The following is a 17,742-nucleotide window of genomic DNA, read 5'->3' as shown; positions in this document are numbered from 1 at the left end:
ATATAATGAAGTATGAAATCATGTTGAAAGGAAATTTTTCCTATGAAAGTTTGCATTGATGGTAGAGCTGCTAAATGGTATCGTGGAACTGGTATAGGTACCTATACTTATCAGTTAATAAAATCTCTTAATAACATAGATGATATTAATGACTATACTCTTTTTATGCCTAAAGCCAATAAAATCCCTATAAATTTAAACACCAACTTAAAAATAAATACAATTAAAGATACCGGAGAGAAAGGGTTTTGGAACCAAGTTAATATTCCAAATATATTAGATGATGTTAATGCTGATATATATCACATTCCACAAAACGGAGTGGGTATGCCAAAGAAAAAAAGCTGTAAATTTGTGATAACCCTTCACGATGTTATTCCCTTAAGAATGCCTGAAACCGTAGGTGATAGGTACCTAAAAATATTTAACGAAGAAATGAAATCTATTGTATCACTTTGTGATGGAATTATAACTGTATCTGAATTTTCTAAAGAAGATATTTCAAATGCATTTAACTTTCCAAAAAATAAGATTTATGTTACTCCACTAGCTAGTGAAGAGATTTATAAACCTTTAGATAAAGATTTTTGTAAAAATAACATTGAATACCTTTATAATATTCAAGGTAACTTTATTCTTTATATTGGTGGATTTAGCCCTAGGAAAAATATAATAGGTCTTTTAGAAGCTTTTCATAAAATAATTAAAACTAATAATCCTAATCTAAAATTAATAATAGGAGGAACTAAAGGATTATCCTATAAACTATATAAAAATAAGGTTTTAGAATTAGGTATTGAAGATAATGTTGTTTTCCCTGGATTTATACCACTAGAACATTTACCTTGGTTTTATAATGCTTGTGAATTTTTTGTATACCCTTCTCTTTATGAGGGTTTTGGTCTTCCTCCACTAGAGGCCATGGCTTGTGCTTCCCCAGTAATAGCCTCCAATCTTACCTCTATACCTGAAATTCTAGGTGATAGCGCTCTTTTAATAGACCCAAGAAGCCAAGATGAATTATACAATGCTATGAAAACTCTACTTACTAATGAGGATTTAAAACAAGATTTAATATTAAAAGGACTAAAAAGAAACTCACTATTTAATTGGGACATCACAGCTAAAGAAACTATTTTAGCTTATAAGGATATATGCAAATAAAAATCAGCTTTAAAGCTGATTTTTATTTATCCACAAGATATTTTATTTTTAAAGGAATTCAAGAACTCTTCTCTATAGTGAAAATACTCACATTTCTTTTTCATCTTTTCTATAAATACGCCTTCCTCCCACCTTTTAACCTTGTTGTAATAATTATTTGTAATAGAATAAAAATCCTCTGGAAAGTAAAGCAACCCATAAAGTACGCCTATTTCATTTGTCTCTAGAAAGTTTTCACTTTTATAATCATAAAGTACATCTTCTGCCCGAGCATAATCAAATACAAAGCTTTTAATTGCTTTATTTATTAAATTACATAAATCAACTACTCTAAGGTCTATCATAGAATAATCAAAATCAATAAAATAAGCCTGATCATCTTTAATCATTATATTATGGTAGGCTAAATCCTTATGACATATTACAACTTTATCCTCTTCTTTTACTAAGAGATTAAAATCACTATGTTCTAAGATTTCTATACTCTTTTCCATTTGATATAAATGCTTATCTACATTACTCATAAATATATTATCAAACTCATTTTTATATTTTAAATTTGAAACTCTCCTTTTAAACTCCTTAGTATTACTTAATGACTTTTTAAAATCTTCTATAGTTTTTCCTACATTAGAGTTTAAATTAACTAATTCACTACTACCTTTCTCTTTGCAGTAGTTTGTAAATCCTAAACTGCTTTTATGAAGTTCTCCTAAAGACCTAGATGTTATACTAAGTTCTAATGGATTAGAAAACTGACATTCCTTACCTTCTAGCACGTCCATTATACAGTAACACTGGCCTTCCCAAAATGTATAAATGTCACCTTTTTTATTTTTATAAAACCGCATCACCCTATCAAATGTTTTAGAAATATAATTTAATGATTCTTCAATAAATGTTATACGATTCTCATCATACTTTATCTTTTTTAATATCTTTTCACCTTTATCTGTATAAAGAACAAATACACTTCTTAAAGGAACCAAATCATATATCTTTAAATCATATTGATTAAATAGCTTTGTACTTAAAGAGTAGGTAACTAAATCCTGCTTTTGTCTATACCTTAATCTTTCCAAAAAGGTACCTCCTTTTAGTATTAATTCACAAATAATATCTTTATATCTATATATAACTTTGACTATCCTTTTCTATAGACTTTAATAACTTTTCTTCATATTTTTCTAAAGTCCAAGGCTTTTTACTTCTTTTATATCTATTTACACATTTCATAAATTCAAAGGGATAAGATATCATAGCCCTTATAAAATTGTTGCTATTTTCATCTAAACCTTCTATAGTGCAAAAATAATCGATTAACTCTTCAATATCAATATCACTATTTTTTCTTTTAAGTTTATTAAAATAATTTATAGCATCTACTTCTAATATTTCATAGCAAAACTTTTTACCTTTTGCTATTTCAATCTTTTCACCCCTTCTTAAATTATCTTCACTGCTATTTACTACACATATTTCTCCCTTTTTCATACTTCTGTAGATAATATCCATATAGTTAGATTTGTATACGCATTCTATTGACTTTTCAGCTCTACCTATATGTTTGTCACCAATCTTAAGTAAAAGGCTCTCAAATCCATTATTAGACCCTTGACTTTCTAAATAACGAATAAATCTATTATTCTTTTTAATTTCTACTTTACAGTTTTCCACTAATTTACCTATGTTATTTGGAAGTGTAAATCCCGCGCTTCCTTCGTATCCCCTTATCTTTTCATGTAGTTCACATAATATATCTAGCTGCCTTTTTGCATCTTTCATTGTAATCTTATTTTTAACATTAAATGAATTGCAGTTAATTATAATTATGTCTTTTTTATAAATATGATCATAAAATTCATCATAACAAAACAAACTCATACACTACCCTCCTTTATACCTTTGTGTTCTAAATTCTTTTATAAAATCTTCTTTTAATTCTCTATCCTCTACTATCTTATTTAACTTTCTTAAAAATATTTCATCTTTCCAAGGTTGTTTTTCTAAATAATACTGTATTCCAAGCTGCCAGTAATCCTGTGGAAATTCAATAAAAGCTGCCATTATAGGTAAATCTGTTTGTTCTAAAGCATAAACCTCATTGTATCTATCTAATATAAATAAAGCTTTAGATAAATCCCATCTTCCATTTTTCATAGTTCTTATTAAGATACTACTTAAATCATGAAGATGAGTATCTAATATACAATAATCAAAATCTATGATAGATAATTCATCTTTACCGTTAATTATTATATTATGATTTGCTATATCATGATGACAAAACCCATGTTTATCTATTTCCTTTGTCATCTTTTCTAGGTAATTACTTTTATCTAAATAGTATATACATTGTTTTGCTATTTCTACTTCTTCTTCTAGTATAGATAAATATTCACTATCAAAATAATTTTGTTTTTCTTTTCCTTCTATAATCTTTTTAAAACCTAATATTTCATTTATTCTATTTTGAAAAATTTCAAACCATTTAAACCAATAAATACGTGGCTTCATTTTATTGTCTACCGTAAATCCTTGGCTTTTTTCATGAAGCTCCGCTAACTTTTTAGTTACCAAAGATAATTCTATTGGATTGTCATAATTGCTTTCACGTCCTATTATCCACGGATTTAGATATGCATAGTTATCTTTAAGATTTATATACTTACTTCCTTCTTTTGTATCTATAAAAGGCACTACTGACAAAAACTTATTTTCATATAAATGATTTATTGCAGACATAATAAAAAGAAAATGAGCAAATTCATATTTTATTATCTTTAAAGCATAAAACATACCCCTTTCATCTTTCAATTTGTAGATGTTTTTTATCTTTTTCATATAAACAACGTTGATTCCATATTCTTCTTTTATTTTCTGCTTTATATATTCTTCTTCCAAAACCACTCCTCCAAAATCAATGTTTCTCTTTTTTAGTATATGAATTTCTATATTGCAATGTGATAAACTGCACTAAGTTGAATTAAGTTTATATCTTATATATGACTTTAAAACAGATAACTTTAATATCCATCTTGAAAAGTGTAGATATTAACATTCACCAATTGTACTTGTATTTAATATTATTAATATAAAGAGATATGTAGGAGTGGTTATATGAGATTTGCTATAGATGCCAGAGGTGTTAACTGGTACCGTGGAACTGGCATTGGTACCTACACAGAAAATATTTTAAGTAATTTATTGAATTTAGATAAAGAAAACTTGTATAATATATATTGGTATGGAAAAGACTATGAACTATATGAAAAAGATAACACAGATTTAATACTATGTTCAAAAAAACATAACAGCTTTTTTAATTCATATTATTTTCCAAAAGATTTAGAGATGAAAAATATAGATCTATATCACCTACCCCAAAACGGTATAGGTCTTAATAAAAATTATACTTGCAAGACTCTAGTTACCATTCATGATTTAATACCTTATATAATGCCTGAAACAGTAGGTAATGGATATTTAACTAAATTTCTTAGAGAAATGCCTGAAGTAATAGATAGCTGCGAGGGTATAATAACAGTGTCAGAGTGGTCAAAGCAAGATATACTAAAGTTCTTTCCTATGGACCCTAAGAGGATTTTTGTAACTCCTCTAGCTGCAGATAAAAAATATAAACCTTTAGATAAAGCCAAATGCAAAAAAATAATTTTAAAATCCTTTGGCATAGATAAAAAGTTTATTTTATACTTAGGTGGATTTAGTCCTAGAAAAAATGTTCGTGGCCTAATAAAAGCCTTTAAAGATGTGTATAAGGATTTAAATGATGAGTATGAATTAGTTATCTTAGGCTCATTAAAAGATGAGGGTTCTCTTCTTTTAAACTTTGCTGAAGATATAAATATAAAATCAAAAATACACTTTTTAGGCTTTGTAGATGAAGATATGCTACCTATATTCTACAATAGTTGTGAGTGCTTTGTTTACCCTTCTCTTTATGAAGGCTTTGGGCTACCACCCTTAGAGGCTATGAGCTGTGGATGTACTTTAATATCTTCTAATACAACCTCTATTCCTGAGGTAGTATCAGATGCTGGTTATTTAATAGATCCTAAAAAGTCAATTAACATATCAGAAGCCTTATTTAAAGTTCTTTCTAATGAAGATTTCAAAATTAATCTTTCAAAAAAGGCTATTTCAAGATCTTTAGATTTTTCATGGGAAATGACAAGTAAAGATACATTAGATGCTTATACCAAAGTTGCAAATTCATGTATATAGCAGTAATTTAAAAATGGACAATCAGGATGACCCATCACACATCATCCAAAGTTGTCCACTGCATTTTTTTATTACATTTAATAATTTTAAACTATTGAAATACCCACTATCCTTATAATAATCATTTGTTATATTTTTTAAGTAGATCCTTTATATCTTTTTCTACACTGTTTTTACTATTAATAATAATACTTATATCCTCATTAATCTTATCTTTATTTTCTAAATCGTTTATATTTATTTTTAAATACGTTCCATTTCTATTGATATTATCTAATATCCTTAAAGGCTTTCTTTCACTTATAAAACTATAACTAGTATTATAAATTGATTCATCTTGATACTTGTTATAACTTAAAAATATATTATAAGAATTAGTTGCCTCTAAAGTAGAGTACTTCTCTAACAACGCAAATTCAATAAATGCTTCAGTAAGTTTCTTATTTTTACATTCTTTCATTATTGCAAAGTTATAGCCTGATGACAACACATCTCTATTTCCACCAGGCTCGAAGCTAGGTATATTAGACACTCCAAGCTCTACCTTTTTATTAGATGGTACATTTTTGTATATATCCTTTAAAGTTTTATTATTTCCTATTATAAAAGGTATATCTCCATTTATTAATAGCTTAGTTGCCTCATCTTCATTTAATATACTAGCCCTGTTATCTTTAAATATTTCTTTTAAGACTTCCATTGCCTTTATTTCATTTACATGGTTGTCTTTTTTAGACTTATCTACTTTAAGCTGATTCATAAGTATATTGTAAAATTCAAAATAATCTTCCCCTGTGTATGCTAATATATTATTATTAATATTGTTTTTAAAAGATAATATATGATTCCATGTCCTTATATCTTCTATTTTTAAGTTATTACTATCTAAAAGTGATTTATTATAATATAAAACTACTGGCTCATCATAAAATGGAAAAGCCATTATCTTATCTCCAACAGTAACCTGATCTATCCTCTCTTTTCTTATGGAATCCCTGTAACTTGAAATAAATTCATTAACCTCTGAAAAAGAAAGGGGATACTTACTTCCGAAATAATTCACATATCTCGAAGGCATTATTACTATATCGGCATTATTATTTGGCTTTTTTAAAGAATCTTCAAATCCTTTTTCAAAATAATTTTCTTTCATTTCTTTAATAGTTATGTTTACCTTAGGATTATTCTTTTTAAACTTTTCACTTAAATTTAATAGATAATTATAATTTTCACCTTCAGCTATAATTGTTAAATTCCCCTTCAAAACATCTGTATCATTGTTCCTTTTAGAAGTTTTATAAAAGACTATAAATATTATGCTTAATATTACACATATAAACATAAAAATTCTCTTTTTCACTTTTAATCATCCTTTTTTTAGATTTAGTATATCATATGTATGCTTAGACTTATAATTAATAATACAATTTATTATATATAATCTCTAGAAATAGAATCTTTACACATAAGTCTTTATTCTAATAACATATAGCCTATATATAAATACATAGGCTATATGTTATTGTTCTATTGATATTATTTTAATGTTAATAATATTAAACCTCTATTTAACCCTTTGACATTTCATAATTCCCTTTAGAACTGAAATCTTCTTTCCATGCCTTTTCTGCATAAGGTTTAAAATCTTTAGCGTAATCATCTAATTCTTTCATAAACTTTTCGTTATCTATCATTCTATTTGCACCAGGATGTGTTGCATAAGCTCCAGTCTTTTCAACTACTTCTCTTATAACTTTAGTATTATCAACCATCATACAAGGCAATAATAAATTTTCGTTATATGGTTGTCTTGATCTAAGTTCTTTAAAAAATGGTCCTCTAAATACATCTATAAGGCTCTTATCCTTTACATTATCACAGGCAAAGTGAGCAAATATACAGGGTTCTACATCTCCTTTGGAGTTTATATGGCAATAGAACTTTCCTGCGATACACCCACCAACATATGGAGCATCATTAAAAAAGTCTATTGTAAAGTAAGGTTTAGTGCTTCTAATATTCCTTGTCCTTTTTCCAAGTTCTATCCTTTGTTCCGGAGTAAGCATTGCTCCTACATCTGGATTATCTCCAATAGGCATATACATGAAATACCAAGTCATTTTTGATCCTTTTTCTATAAGCATGTCAGTAAACTTATCAGAGGTAACTGTATCCATATTAAACCTAGATGTAGCTGAAGATACACCAAAAAGCACACCTCTTTCTCTTAGTAAATCCATACCCTTCATAACTTTATCAAATGTTCCTTTACCTCTTCTTTTATCTGTTTCTTCTTCAAAACCCTCTAATGAAAACATAGGGAATACATTTCCTAAATCTCTAATCTTATCTGCTAATGTTTCATCAAATAGTGTTCCATTAGTAAATGGAGTAAATAATATATCATCATATTTTTTATATATGTCTAACATATATTCTTGAAAGAAAGGTTCTCCTCCAAGCACCACTATATAATATATTCCAAGTTCTCTAGCCTCACCTATAATCCTGTCCACCTCTTCATAGGTAAGATCATCTTTTTTATCATAATCTGCAGCATAACACCCTGCACATCTTAAATTACATCTCATGGATGGGCTTATTAATATAGTAAATGGTACTTTAGTACCTTCCTCTTCAAGAATCTTTGCTCTTTTAGGCATTCCATACCAATTGGCATTTCCTAAAAAGTTTACAAAGAACTTTTTCATACATTTCTTATCAGTAGTCTTTAGTATATTTTGAATATATTCATGAGTAGCTGGATTGTTATTATAATAACTGTATACACCTTGTATTTGTTCCTTTTCGTCTTTTCCTTTAGCCATTTTATTAGCTAAAGAATATAATTTATCTACATTTTTTTCTGGATCTTTATCTAATAAATTCACCATTGCAGATATTGTAACATCTTTTGCTCCTTTTTTTACAGTTTCTTTAATACTCATAATATTTCCCCCTATCTTCTAGTTATCAAAATATTCATACTCTAGAGTATATTCCAATTGTATTCTTTATACCATGATTTTTCAATAAATGTTCTTATATTAATAGTTTATTCAAAAAGTACAACAAAAAAAATATAGCTAATTTAACATAACAAATTCCCTTAACGTCTTATGGTCTAATATTAATAATATATAATTTATTAATATCTTGTTAACATATAAGACCTTTGAAAATTATGTGTTAAATTTAACTATATTTCTTATGCTTATCCGAAAATTGGTATACCTAATCTTTATCCTTATATTTCCCCCTCTACAAAACCCTTTTGAAAACCTTCTTCTATAAAATCACATTCAAATAATATACTAGCTAAAATCATAGCACTGAATCCAGCTACTAATTTTGATATTATAAAAACCCCTAAAGCTTCAGGCTCTTTAGCAGATATAAATCCCATCTGACCACCAAAAACAAAGGCCCCACTTACACTAAATGCTGTACAAAGTACCTTTCCTTTAATGTTCATTTCCTTAAAGCTTGCAAACACTAAAAGGTTGCTTGCAAAACATCCTAGAAATGCAGCCACAGATACTGCATCCAATCCAAATCTTCTTCCAAGTCGCTTAAAGGATTCTTTGAATATTCTACTGATTACAGAGATCATTGGATAAGCACCACCTAGTACAAATGCAATTTTTCCAGCTACTGCAATCGAATCTTCTGGTGGTATAAGTCCGTTTACTAATTTAATTCCTAATATAATATCTATGCCTTGTATAATAAGTCCTGTTACCCCTATACCTATTATTACCTTCCCTAAAATCGAAAACAATTTCATAACCTTCTTCGGATAACGTATAAGTCCAACAGATAGAAGTATAGCAAAAATAATTATAGGCATTAAGTTCCAAGCTAAAGTTGCACCATGTATTCCTTGAATTATTCCGCCTACAAGACATCCAAGGGGTATCGTTATTATCCCGGCCATTATGCCCTTTGATAAATACTCATGATCTTTTTTATCTACCATACCTATTGCCATAGGTATGGTGAAGCTTATTGTTGTGCCTAGCATAGATGAAAGTATTACTCCTGAAAATATCCCCATCTCTTTACTAAAGGCTATTTTTTTAGCTAATGCATAAGATCCCATATCACTAGCTAATATCATAGCAGGAAATAATGATGGATCTAATGAAAGCAATTTCGCCACAGGATTTATAATTGTAGTAATTACCGTAGCAAAAAGAGGAGAAAGTGAATAAATGCCTACCATACCAATGGCAAGTGGTCCCATAGTCTTTAAACCCTCTTCAAACTTTTCTCCTACCTGTAATCTATTTCCTATAGCAAAATCTATACCTCCAAATACAAAGAAAAAGCATATAATTCCTAAAATTATCTTATCCATTTTATTTCCTCCTTAAAGCGCTTAGTATCGTGATAAATCATATACCTATGATACACTAAAGTTCTGTACAAATGAACAAAAATAATTATGATATTAATCAATTAAACTTTCAATACAAAAACAGTGCAAAATACATAATCCTCATGTATTTTGCACTGTTTTTTGTAATATATAATCTATATCTTAAATATAGATATCAATTCTAATTTTATATATTAATTAGAATATATATTTAGATTAACTTTATTTTAAACTTAAATTAGTCCTCTTTCTCTTAAAAAGTCCTCTGCTACTTTTCTTGGATCTTCTCCATCCTTATCTACTTTATAGTTTAATTTACCCATATCCTTGTCACTAATTTGTCCTGCTAACTTATTTATAACAGCTTCAAGTTCAGGATGCTTTTCTAATACTTCTTCCCTAATTATAGGTACAGAGTAATAAGGTGGGAAAAATCCTTTGTCATCCTCTAACACCTTTAAATTTAAGCTTTCAAGCAAACCATCTGTTGAAAATGCATCTACTACTTGTGCACTATTATTCACAAGAGAAGTATATCTAAGTCCTCCGTCTATAGCCTTTACATCTTTAAAGTTCATTCCGTAAGCATCCTTTACCCCTAAATATCCATCCTGTCTATTTGCAAATTCTATAGTAGATCCTAATGTAAGTTTTTCACTAACCTTTGATAAATCAGAATAAGTATTAAGATTATACTTATTTGCAGTATCTTGTGTTACCGCTAGTGTATAAGTATTGTTAAATCCTAAGGGCTTAAGCCACATAATTCCAAGGTTTTCTTTAAAATAATCCGAAACTACATTATAGGCCTTATTCTTATCTTTTATATTTTCATGCTTCATTATACTAATTAAAGCCGTTCCAGTATATTCAACATATAGATCTACCTCTTTAGCTTTTAAAGCATTAATAATTATGGAACTACCACCTAAATTTAATTTTCTTTCTACTTCTAAATCTGTATTTTTTTCTATCAATGTGGATATCATATTTCCTAGTATAAGCTGTTCATTATAATTTTTTGACGCTACAACTATTTTATTTTTAGATCCAAAGTAGGATTTAGAAAATCCAAATGCTATAATTACAACGAGAACCCCTGCAATTATTCCTAAAATTCTTTTATCCTTTTTGTTGCTATTACCTACGTTAGTAGAGCTTACCCCTGCAGGGGTTACTAGTTTTTCTACCTTTCCTATAACAAGATCCATAAGAAGTGCTAGTATACAAGCTGGAATAGCACCTGCAAGTATCATATTGTTATTTACAGTTTGCACCCCTGAAAACACCATATACCCAAGTCCTCCAGCACCTACAAAGGCAGCAATAGTCATAAGACCTACTGCAGTTACAGCTGAAATTCTAATTCCAGTCATAATAATTGGTAAAGAAAGTGGAAGTTCCACCATAAATAACATGTCTTTTCTTCTCATCCCCATGGCCTTAGCTGCTTCTAACATATCTGGATTAATATTCATTATTGCAGTATATGTATTTTTAAGAATAGGTAGTAAAGAATATAAAAACACCATGAAAACTGCTGGCTTACTTCCTATACCCATAACTGGAATTAAAAATCCTAACAAAGCAAGGCTAGGTATTGATTGTATTACATTAGCTATACCAATTAAAGGTGTTGCTAGCTTTCTTTTTCTTGTAATTAATATTCCAAGTGGAACTCCTACAACAATGGCCAAAAGTACAGCCATAATGGTAAGTTGAATATGTTCTAATATTAAAGATATTATTTCACCCTTTCTAGATAAAACAAAACCAAAAAATTCTTTTATTGAAGTCATACTATTATCATCTCCTAATCTATATATTGGCTACTTAAAACTGTTATAAGGCTACTTCTTGTGATCAATCCGCATAGTTTACCATTATCTAAAACTGGTATATAGCCTATAGATGCTTCGTTCATCTTTGTAAGTACATCAACAATAGATTCATCCTTATTTGCATAAATAATATCTCTTTCCATTATATCTTTAAGCTTTAACCCTTCATTTTCTTTTCTTCTTATAACTTTTAAGGTTACTATTCCTTGAAGGTTATTTTGTTTATCTACTATAAGTAAACTATCGACCTTTTTCTCTCTCATTATGCCAACTGCTTGGAATACTGTTCTTCCTTCGATTGTTCTTACAGGATCCTCAATCATTATATCCTTAGCTTTTATAAGCTCTGGTTTGTTCCAAATTCTATCCTTGCCTATAAATTCCTGTACAAATCCTTCTTTTGGATCTTTTAGTAATATCTCTGGCTTGTCGTACTGTAGTATATTGCCATCCTTCATAATACAAATTTTATCTCCAAGCTTAATAGCTTCATCCATATCATGAGTAACAAAAACTATAGTCTTTTTTAACTCTTCTTGTAATGAAAACAGCTCGTCTTGAAGCTGATTTTTACTTATAGGATCTAGTGCACTAAAAGGTTCATCCATTAATATTATTTCTGGATTGGTAGCAAAAGCTCTAGCTACACCTATCCTTTGTTGTTGTCCTCCACTAAGCTCTCCTGGATATCTGTCTATATACTCATCATACTTCATGCCTACCATTTCTAATAATTCTATAGTTCTATTTTTTATTTTATTCTTTTCCCAGCCCTTTAGTCTGGGTACTAATCCTATGTTTTCCCCTACTGTCATGTGAGGAAAAAGCCCTGTTTGTTGTATTACATATCCTATATTACGCCTAAGTTCTATAGTATCCTTTTTGGATATATCCTCACCATTTATAGTTATGATTCCCTCTGTAGGTTTAATAAGTTTATTTATCATCTTAAGCGAAGTAGTCTTACCACAGCCACTTGGACCTATAAGCACCACAAGTTCACCCTTCTGTATATTAAAATTTATATTTTTTAATATGTCTTTTCCACTAAAATCTTTTCTTACATTTTTGAATTCTATCATATAACCACTCCTAAATTAAAAAGTAACAACTTTATATTAACATAAAGTTGTTACTTTTTGAAATCTGTAAAGGTTTTACTTTGTAAAGTTTATATGAACCTTTAGTGAACTAATCGTGAACTTCATTTTTATTTTCATAAGATTGCCTTATACAAATCATTGTAGTCTTTTATATCTAACTATAAATTAATTCACATACCTTATCATATACCTCGCCATTTCCTATAACTATTATTGTATCCCCTTCAGTAAAAATATAATCAGGGCCTGGCGATACAATAGTATTAAATTCTCTTCTATATGCTATAATAGTAGCTCCTGTATGCTGCCATAGTTGTATTTCATTTACCTTCTTACCTATGACCTTGCAATTATCCTTTATATTAACTTCAATAAGCAAAAATGGGGATATGTTGTTAAACCTTTCTATAAAGTCCGATATCTTATTTAGATTTAATTCTAATTGTTCATCTAACCTTTTCTTTTGTTTCATTATATCAAGGACATGTTCTTTAGCTGCCTTTATATTTTCATTATTATTATTTCTAGATATAAACTTTTCTGCAGAAGATATTGATACAATTTTAACCCCACTTCCTTTTAAACTAGTTACAACATCCATGCCCTCTAAAAGAGCTATAGCCCTTCTTATAGTTTCCGGAGACACATTATATACACCTGCAAGAGTTGATCTTCCACTTATCTTTTCTCCTACTTTAAGCTCACCGTTTATTATTTTGTTAGCAATGTCTAAAGCTATATTTTTGTATACAGGATTTGAATCCTTTCTCATATTCATATCCATTACAACATTTCATTTAGAGCTATATAACAAGCTCCATATACGCCAGCATCATTTTGTAAAGTCGCCGGTATAATTTTTGTATGGTTTCCATATGAACTCATAGCTTCATTTTTAAACTTATAATTTAAGGCTTTAAAGAATTCTTCCCCTTCAGCTGATATGCCTCCACCTATAATTATAGTACCAGGATCCAACACATACGTTATGCCAATAAGACCGCTTACAACATGATTTAAAAAGTTATCATACACCTCTAAAGCAATAGCATCCCCATTATGTACTAACTTCATTATTCTTTCACCATCTATGTCCTTGTCCACATGAATCTTCTCTAAAATGGCTCTTTCTTTATACTGCCTTATGAATGAGGATGTAGATGCATATCTTTCATAACATCCACTACCCCCACAATTGCACTTTTCCCCATGTTCATTTAAAATAGTATGCCCTACTTCTCCTGCTCCCCCAGCAGCTCCTTTATATAATCTTCCATTTATAATTATTGCACCACCAATGCCGGTACCTAAGGTTACACAGACGAAATTTTCTTTGTCCTGTCCAGCTCCCTTCCACATCTCTCCAATTGCTGCTGCATTCACATCATTTTCTACGAAAGTATCTAAACCTAAATCATTTTTAATATACTCTGATAATTTAGTTCCGGTATAGTTTGGTAAGTTACCAGAAGCAAATACTATTTCTCCCTTTTTAGAGTCTACTTGACCTGCTGTACTTATACCTACCTTATCTACATTATGTCCCATTTGAAAACTTTTTATTATCCTTACCATTTCTCTTGGTATAGTTTCATTGCACCTTTTTTTAGGTGTCACCATCTTATCTTTAAATATAATATTACCTTCTTCATTTATTAAAGCATACTTTATAAATGTTCCCCCTACATCAAAACAAGCTATATTCTTCATAATTTCCTCCTAAGTTAATTCTAATATAACAATTTAATTATTTAATTATTTAATTATTTAAATTACTTGTATTACTCATTATTATAGTATAAATTCTTATTTAAAATAAGCTTATTAATTAAATTTAAACTTTTTATTTAAATCTACAAATATTAATCTTATCTTTATTTATATATATAATTAGGACCATCACCACTTTAAAGGTAATAGTCCTAATTTTATTAAAAAACTTTTATAAGATACTTTTACTTATAACTTATATTTATCTATCAACAAAATAAGACTTAATAACAGCAAAATATTCTCTAATGAAGTAAGCAGGCTTTATTGCCTTTTTCACATCTACAGAATAAGTTAATGAATTAATTCCAGCCCTCTTTGATAGAAACTTTGCTCTAAAGCAGTGGAAGTTATTGGTTATTATTGTAACATTGTATTTTTCTTTGCTTGTCCATGTATTGTCCATAATTTCTTTAGAAAATATTATATTTTCGCTAGTATTAGTTGCTCTTTCTTCTCTAAGTATTCTATCTTTATCCATTCCCTTAGAAAGAAGGTATCTTTCCATAGCGTCAGCTTCTGTAACAGTTTCTCCAAACCCTTGTCCTCCTGAAACTACAATTAAACTATTATCATTAATATTTGAAATTTCAATTGCTCCATCTAGTCTTCTAACTAACGTATCCGAAGGTACATCTCCCCATAATCCTGCTCCTAAAACTAATATATAATCTGTACTTTCCTTGTTTTTCACAGTTCCTTCTCTAACTATAGCTACTTCAACAATAATTACTGAGGTTAATACAAATATTACTACCATATTTATTATTATATCTATGTATTGAAAATACTTTATCTTTTCATATCGTTTTAAAATAAATTTCAAAACACTTGTTATTATCGCAATCCCACCTACCATTATTATTATTCTAGAAATACTATTTATCGAAAAACTTAATACTATTCCATAAATTAGAAGCATTGTACCAATTACCATTAAAATTAAATTTATAATCTTACTCATATAGTTTATCCCTTCCATATCTTATAAAATAAAGGATTAGTCTTAATTTTAAATTTAAGACTAATCCTTTATATATACGAATTTACTTTTAAAAAGTTATGTTAAAACTTGGTTATTCCATCTTTTGTAACTATCCCTTTTATAAGCTTTTTCTTTTCAATACTTTCTGAAACTATTGTATAAGCTTTAATTATCTTTTCTTCAGATTGTAATTTCTTTCCCTCATCATTTGCATATATAGTTGCTATAGCTTCACCTTTTTTTACAAAGTCCCCTATTTTCTTATGAAGCATTATTCCTACGGATAAATCTAAGATGCTTTCTTTTGTTTCTCTTCCAGCTCCTAAAACTAAAGCTGCTATACCAATGTCATCTGCCTTTATAGCTTTTATATATCCCTCTTCTTTTGCAAATACAGGCTTTATTATAGAAGGTGTTTCGAATAATTCCGGATTATCCACAAACCTTGCATCTCCACCTTGAGACTCAACTAACTCTTTAAGTTTTTGTAAGGCTTTACCAGATTTTATTACCTCTTTAAGGGTTTCTCTTGCACTTTCGTAATCAGTAGCCTTTTCTCCTAAAACTAACATGTGAGCCCCTAATGTTAAGCATAATTCTGTTAAGTCCTCTGGTCCATGTCCCTTTAATGTTTCTATAGCTTCCATAACCTCTAAAGCATTACCTACTGCAAAGCCTAAGGGTTGATCCATATCAGTTATTACACCTATAGTATTTCTCCCTACATGCGTACCTATCTTTACCATTTCATCTGCCAATTCAAATGCACTATCTTCATCTTTCATAAAGGCACCACTACCAGTTTTAATATCCAAAACTATAGCATCTGCGCCTGAAGCTATTTTCTTACTCATAATACTTCCTGCAATAAGTGACATATTATCTACAGTACCTGTAACATCACGCAAAGCATAAAGCTTTTTATCTGCTGGAGCAAGGTTTGCTGTTTGACCAGCTATTGCTATCTTTTTATCATTAACATTAGCCATAAATTCTTCTATAGACATCTCTACTGAAAACCCTGGAAATGATTCTAATTTGTCTATAGTTCCTCCTGTATGACCAAGACCTCTTCCTGACATCTTAGCCACAGGAACTCCAGCTGCTGCTACCATAGGCCCTACTATTAGTGTAGTAGTATCTCCTACTCCTCCTGTGCTATGTTTATCAACTTTAATACCCTTTATTTTAGACAGATCAATAGTTTCTCCACTATCCACCATAGCCATAGTAAGTTCTGATGTCTCAGTCATATTCATCTTTTGGAAGTATATAGCCATCATGAATGCTGAAACTTGGTAATCAGGAATTTCTCCCTTAGTATACCCCTCTACAAAAAATCTTATCTCTTCTTTAGTTAATTCTTCACCATTTCTTTTTTTTGTTATAATATCGTACATTCTCATAATTTATCACCCTACCCTCTTACAGATTTTTTATTATATTTTCCATTAAATTAATGAACTTTTCTCTAGCCATAGCTGAGGTTTCCATTACTTCTTGATGATTTAATGGTTGATCTAATATCCCTGATGCCATATTAGTTAAGCAAGATACTCCTATTACCTTCATACCACTATGGTTTGCAATAATAACTTCTGGCACAGTTGACATCCCAACAGCATCTGACCCAAGTATTCTAGCCATTTTAACTTCTGCTGGCGTTTCATAGGTAGGACCACTAAATAATGTGTATACCCCTTCTTTAAGATCAATATTAATAGATTTAGCTATTTCCTTAACCTTATTTCTTAAATCTTTATCATAAGGATTAGACATATCAGGGAATCTTGCTCCAAACTCATCTAAATTCTTTCCTATAAGTGGATTTGATCCTGAAAAGTTTATATGATCTTTTATAAGCATTAAATTACCTGGCTCAAATTCTGTGTTTACAGATCCAGCGGCATTAGTAACTATAAGTTTTTCTATCCCTAATAGTTTCATAACTCTTACTGGAAAAGTAACATCTTTCATATCATAACCTTCATAATAATGAAATCTTCCTTGCATCGCTAGAACTATCTTCCCTTGAAGTTTACCTATAACAAGTCTTCCTTCGTGACCTTGTACAGTAGATACTGGAAAGTGTGGTATATCCTTGTATGAATAGCTTTCAGCCTCTTCTATTTTATCTGCTATAGCACCAAGTCCAGATCCTAAGATTATAGCTACCTCTGGTTTATACTTACTTTTCCCTTTTATATAGTCTGCTGCCTCATTTAATTTTGCCATTAATTCCATTAACAAAAC

At 29.4% G+C, this 17,742-nt stretch carries 15 protein-coding genes; 2 read left to right on the top strand and 13 right to left on the bottom strand.

Annotated elements, in window-relative coordinates; all coding sequences use genetic code 11:
* Positions 1-42 precede the first annotated feature (42 nt).
* Positions 43-1,164: a glycosyltransferase family 4 protein gene (locus DY168_RS04545; RefSeq protein WP_115640685.1), complete on the top strand. Its 1,122-nt coding sequence runs from the start codon at positions 43-45 to the stop codon at positions 1,162-1,164.
* Between the two features lie 26 nt (positions 1,165-1,190).
* On the opposite strand, the gene DY168_RS04540 is transcribed toward DY168_RS04545, so the two are convergent.
* Genes DY168_RS04540 through DY168_RS04530 form a run of 3 tightly spaced genes read right to left on the bottom strand, consistent with a single transcriptional unit; the run spans position 1,191 to position 4,074 of the window.
* A complete protein-coding gene (locus DY168_RS04540) occupies positions 1,191-2,246 on the bottom strand; it encodes a CotS family spore coat protein (RefSeq protein WP_115640684.1) in 1,056 nt (351 codons plus the stop codon).
* A 46-nt stretch (positions 2,247-2,292) separates the two neighbouring features.
* Positions 2,293-3,048, bottom strand: a complete 756-nt coding sequence (locus DY168_RS04535) for a hypothetical protein (protein WP_115640683.1) — start codon at positions 3,046-3,048, stop codon at positions 2,293-2,295.
* Positions 3,049-3,051: 3 nt separating this feature from the next.
* Positions 3,052-4,074, bottom strand: coding sequence for a CotS family spore coat protein (locus DY168_RS04530; RefSeq protein WP_341458780.1), 1,023 nt, complete (start codon positions 4,072-4,074; stop codon positions 3,052-3,054).
* 210 nt (positions 4,075-4,284) lie between these two features.
* On the opposite strand from DY168_RS04530, the gene DY168_RS04525 reads away from it, so the two are divergent.
* Positions 4,285-5,409 (top strand): glycosyltransferase family 4 protein, encoded by a 1,125-nt coding sequence (locus DY168_RS04525; RefSeq protein ID WP_115640681.1) that lies wholly within the window; start codon positions 4,285-4,287, stop codon positions 5,407-5,409.
* Positions 5,410-5,530: 121 nt separating this feature from the next.
* Here DY168_RS04525 and DY168_RS04520 read toward each other — a convergent pair whose 3' ends face one another.
* The 10 genes from DY168_RS04520 to DY168_RS04475 form a co-directional block, all read right to left on the bottom strand.
* Complete coding sequence (locus tag DY168_RS04520; RefSeq protein ID WP_115640680.1) at positions 5,531-6,769, bottom strand: ABC transporter substrate-binding protein; 1,239 nt, start codon at positions 6,767-6,769, stop codon at positions 5,531-5,533.
* Between the two features lie 208 nt (positions 6,770-6,977).
* Positions 6,978-8,357, bottom strand: a complete 1,380-nt coding sequence (locus DY168_RS04515; RefSeq protein ID WP_115640679.1) for a radical SAM/SPASM domain-containing protein — start codon at positions 8,355-8,357, stop codon at positions 6,978-6,980.
* Between the two features lie 299 nt (positions 8,358-8,656).
* Positions 8,657-9,769, bottom strand: a complete 1,113-nt coding sequence (gene eutH, locus DY168_RS04510; RefSeq protein WP_115640678.1) for an ethanolamine utilization protein EutH — start codon at positions 9,767-9,769, stop codon at positions 8,657-8,659.
* A gap of 254 nt (positions 9,770-10,023) precedes the next feature.
* Positions 10,024-11,589 (bottom strand): ABC transporter permease/substrate-binding protein, encoded by a 1,566-nt coding sequence (locus tag DY168_RS04505; RefSeq protein ID WP_115640677.1) that lies wholly within the window; start codon positions 11,587-11,589, stop codon positions 10,024-10,026.
* A gap of 14 nt (positions 11,590-11,603) precedes the next feature.
* Positions 11,604-12,713 carry an ABC transporter ATP-binding protein gene (locus DY168_RS04500; RefSeq protein ID WP_115640676.1) on the bottom strand — a complete coding sequence of 370 codons (1,110 nt, stop codon included), beginning with the start codon at positions 12,711-12,713 and terminating at the stop codon, positions 11,604-11,606.
* A 175-nt stretch (positions 12,714-12,888) separates the two neighbouring features.
* Positions 12,889-13,506: a GntR family transcriptional regulator gene (locus tag DY168_RS04495; protein ID WP_115642414.1), complete on the bottom strand. Its 618-nt coding sequence runs from the start codon at positions 13,504-13,506 to the stop codon at positions 12,889-12,891.
* A gap of 11 nt (positions 13,507-13,517) precedes the next feature.
* Positions 13,518-14,444, bottom strand: coding sequence for an ROK family protein (locus tag DY168_RS04490; protein ID WP_207658374.1), 927 nt, complete (start codon positions 14,442-14,444; stop codon positions 13,518-13,520).
* Between the two features lie 262 nt (positions 14,445-14,706).
* Positions 14,707-15,468 carry a YdcF family protein gene (locus tag DY168_RS04485; RefSeq protein ID WP_172556266.1) on the bottom strand — a complete coding sequence of 254 codons (762 nt, stop codon included), beginning with the start codon at positions 15,466-15,468 and terminating at the stop codon, positions 14,707-14,709.
* 101 nt (positions 15,469-15,569) lie between these two features.
* Positions 15,570-16,895 (bottom strand): pyrimidine-nucleoside phosphorylase, encoded by a 1,326-nt coding sequence (locus DY168_RS04480; RefSeq protein ID WP_115640673.1) that lies wholly within the window; start codon positions 16,893-16,895, stop codon positions 15,570-15,572.
* Between the two features lie 19 nt (positions 16,896-16,914).
* A complete protein-coding gene (locus DY168_RS04475) occupies positions 16,915-17,733 on the bottom strand; it encodes a purine-nucleoside phosphorylase (RefSeq protein WP_115640672.1) in 819 nt (272 codons plus the stop codon).
* Positions 17,734-17,742 lie beyond the last annotated feature (9 nt).

The sequence above is a fragment of the Clostridium putrefaciens genome, assembly GCF_900461105.1.
Taxonomy (GTDB): domain Bacteria; phylum Bacillota; class Clostridia; order Clostridiales; family Clostridiaceae; genus Clostridium_L; species Clostridium_L putrefaciens.
Note: the sequence above shows the minus strand (reverse complement) of the source record. Positions and strands in the feature narration are given on the sequence as shown.

What these genes read in the sequence shown, in the direction of transcription:
- DY168_RS04525 (WP_115640681.1), top strand. Translation starts at nt 4,285, where the DNA reads ATGAGATTTGCTATAGATGCCAGAGGTGTTAACTGGTACCGTGGAACT.
- eutH (WP_115640678.1), bottom strand. Translation starts at nt 9,769, where the DNA reads ATGGATAAGATAATTTTAGGAATTATATGCTTTTTCTTTGTATTTGGA.
- DY168_RS04500 (WP_115640676.1), bottom strand. Translation starts at nt 12,713, where the DNA reads ATGATAGAATTCAAAAATGTAAGAAAAGATTTTAGTGGAAAAGACATA.
- DY168_RS04515 (WP_115640679.1), bottom strand. Translation starts at nt 8,357, where the DNA reads ATGAGTATTAAAGAAACTGTAAAAAAAGGAGCAAAAGATGTTACAATA.
- DY168_RS04480 (WP_115640673.1), bottom strand. Translation starts at nt 16,895, where the DNA reads ATGAGAATGTACGATATTATAACAAAAAAAAGAAATGGTGAAGAATTA.
- DY168_RS04535 (WP_115640683.1), bottom strand. Translation starts at nt 3,048, where the DNA reads ATGAGTTTGTTTTGTTATGATGAATTTTATGATCATATTTATAAAAAA.
- DY168_RS04475 (WP_115640672.1), bottom strand. Translation starts at nt 17,733, where the DNA reads ATGGAATTAATGGCAAAATTAAATGAGGCAGCAGACTATATAAAAGGG.
- DY168_RS04485 (WP_172556266.1), bottom strand. Translation starts at nt 15,468, where the DNA reads ATGAGTAAGATTATAAATTTAATTTTAATGGTAATTGGTACAATGCTT.
- DY168_RS04495 (WP_115642414.1), bottom strand. Translation starts at nt 13,506, where the DNA reads ATGAGAAAGGATTCAAATCCTGTATACAAAAATATAGCTTTAGACATT.
- DY168_RS04490 (WP_207658374.1), bottom strand. Translation starts at nt 14,444, where the DNA reads ATGAAGAATATAGCTTGTTTTGATGTAGGGGGAACATTTATAAAGTAT.
- DY168_RS04505 (WP_115640677.1), bottom strand. Translation starts at nt 11,589, where the DNA reads ATGACTTCAATAAAAGAATTTTTTGGTTTTGTTTTATCTAGAAAGGGT.
- DY168_RS04545 (WP_115640685.1), top strand. Translation starts at nt 43, where the DNA reads ATGAAAGTTTGCATTGATGGTAGAGCTGCTAAATGGTATCGTGGAACT.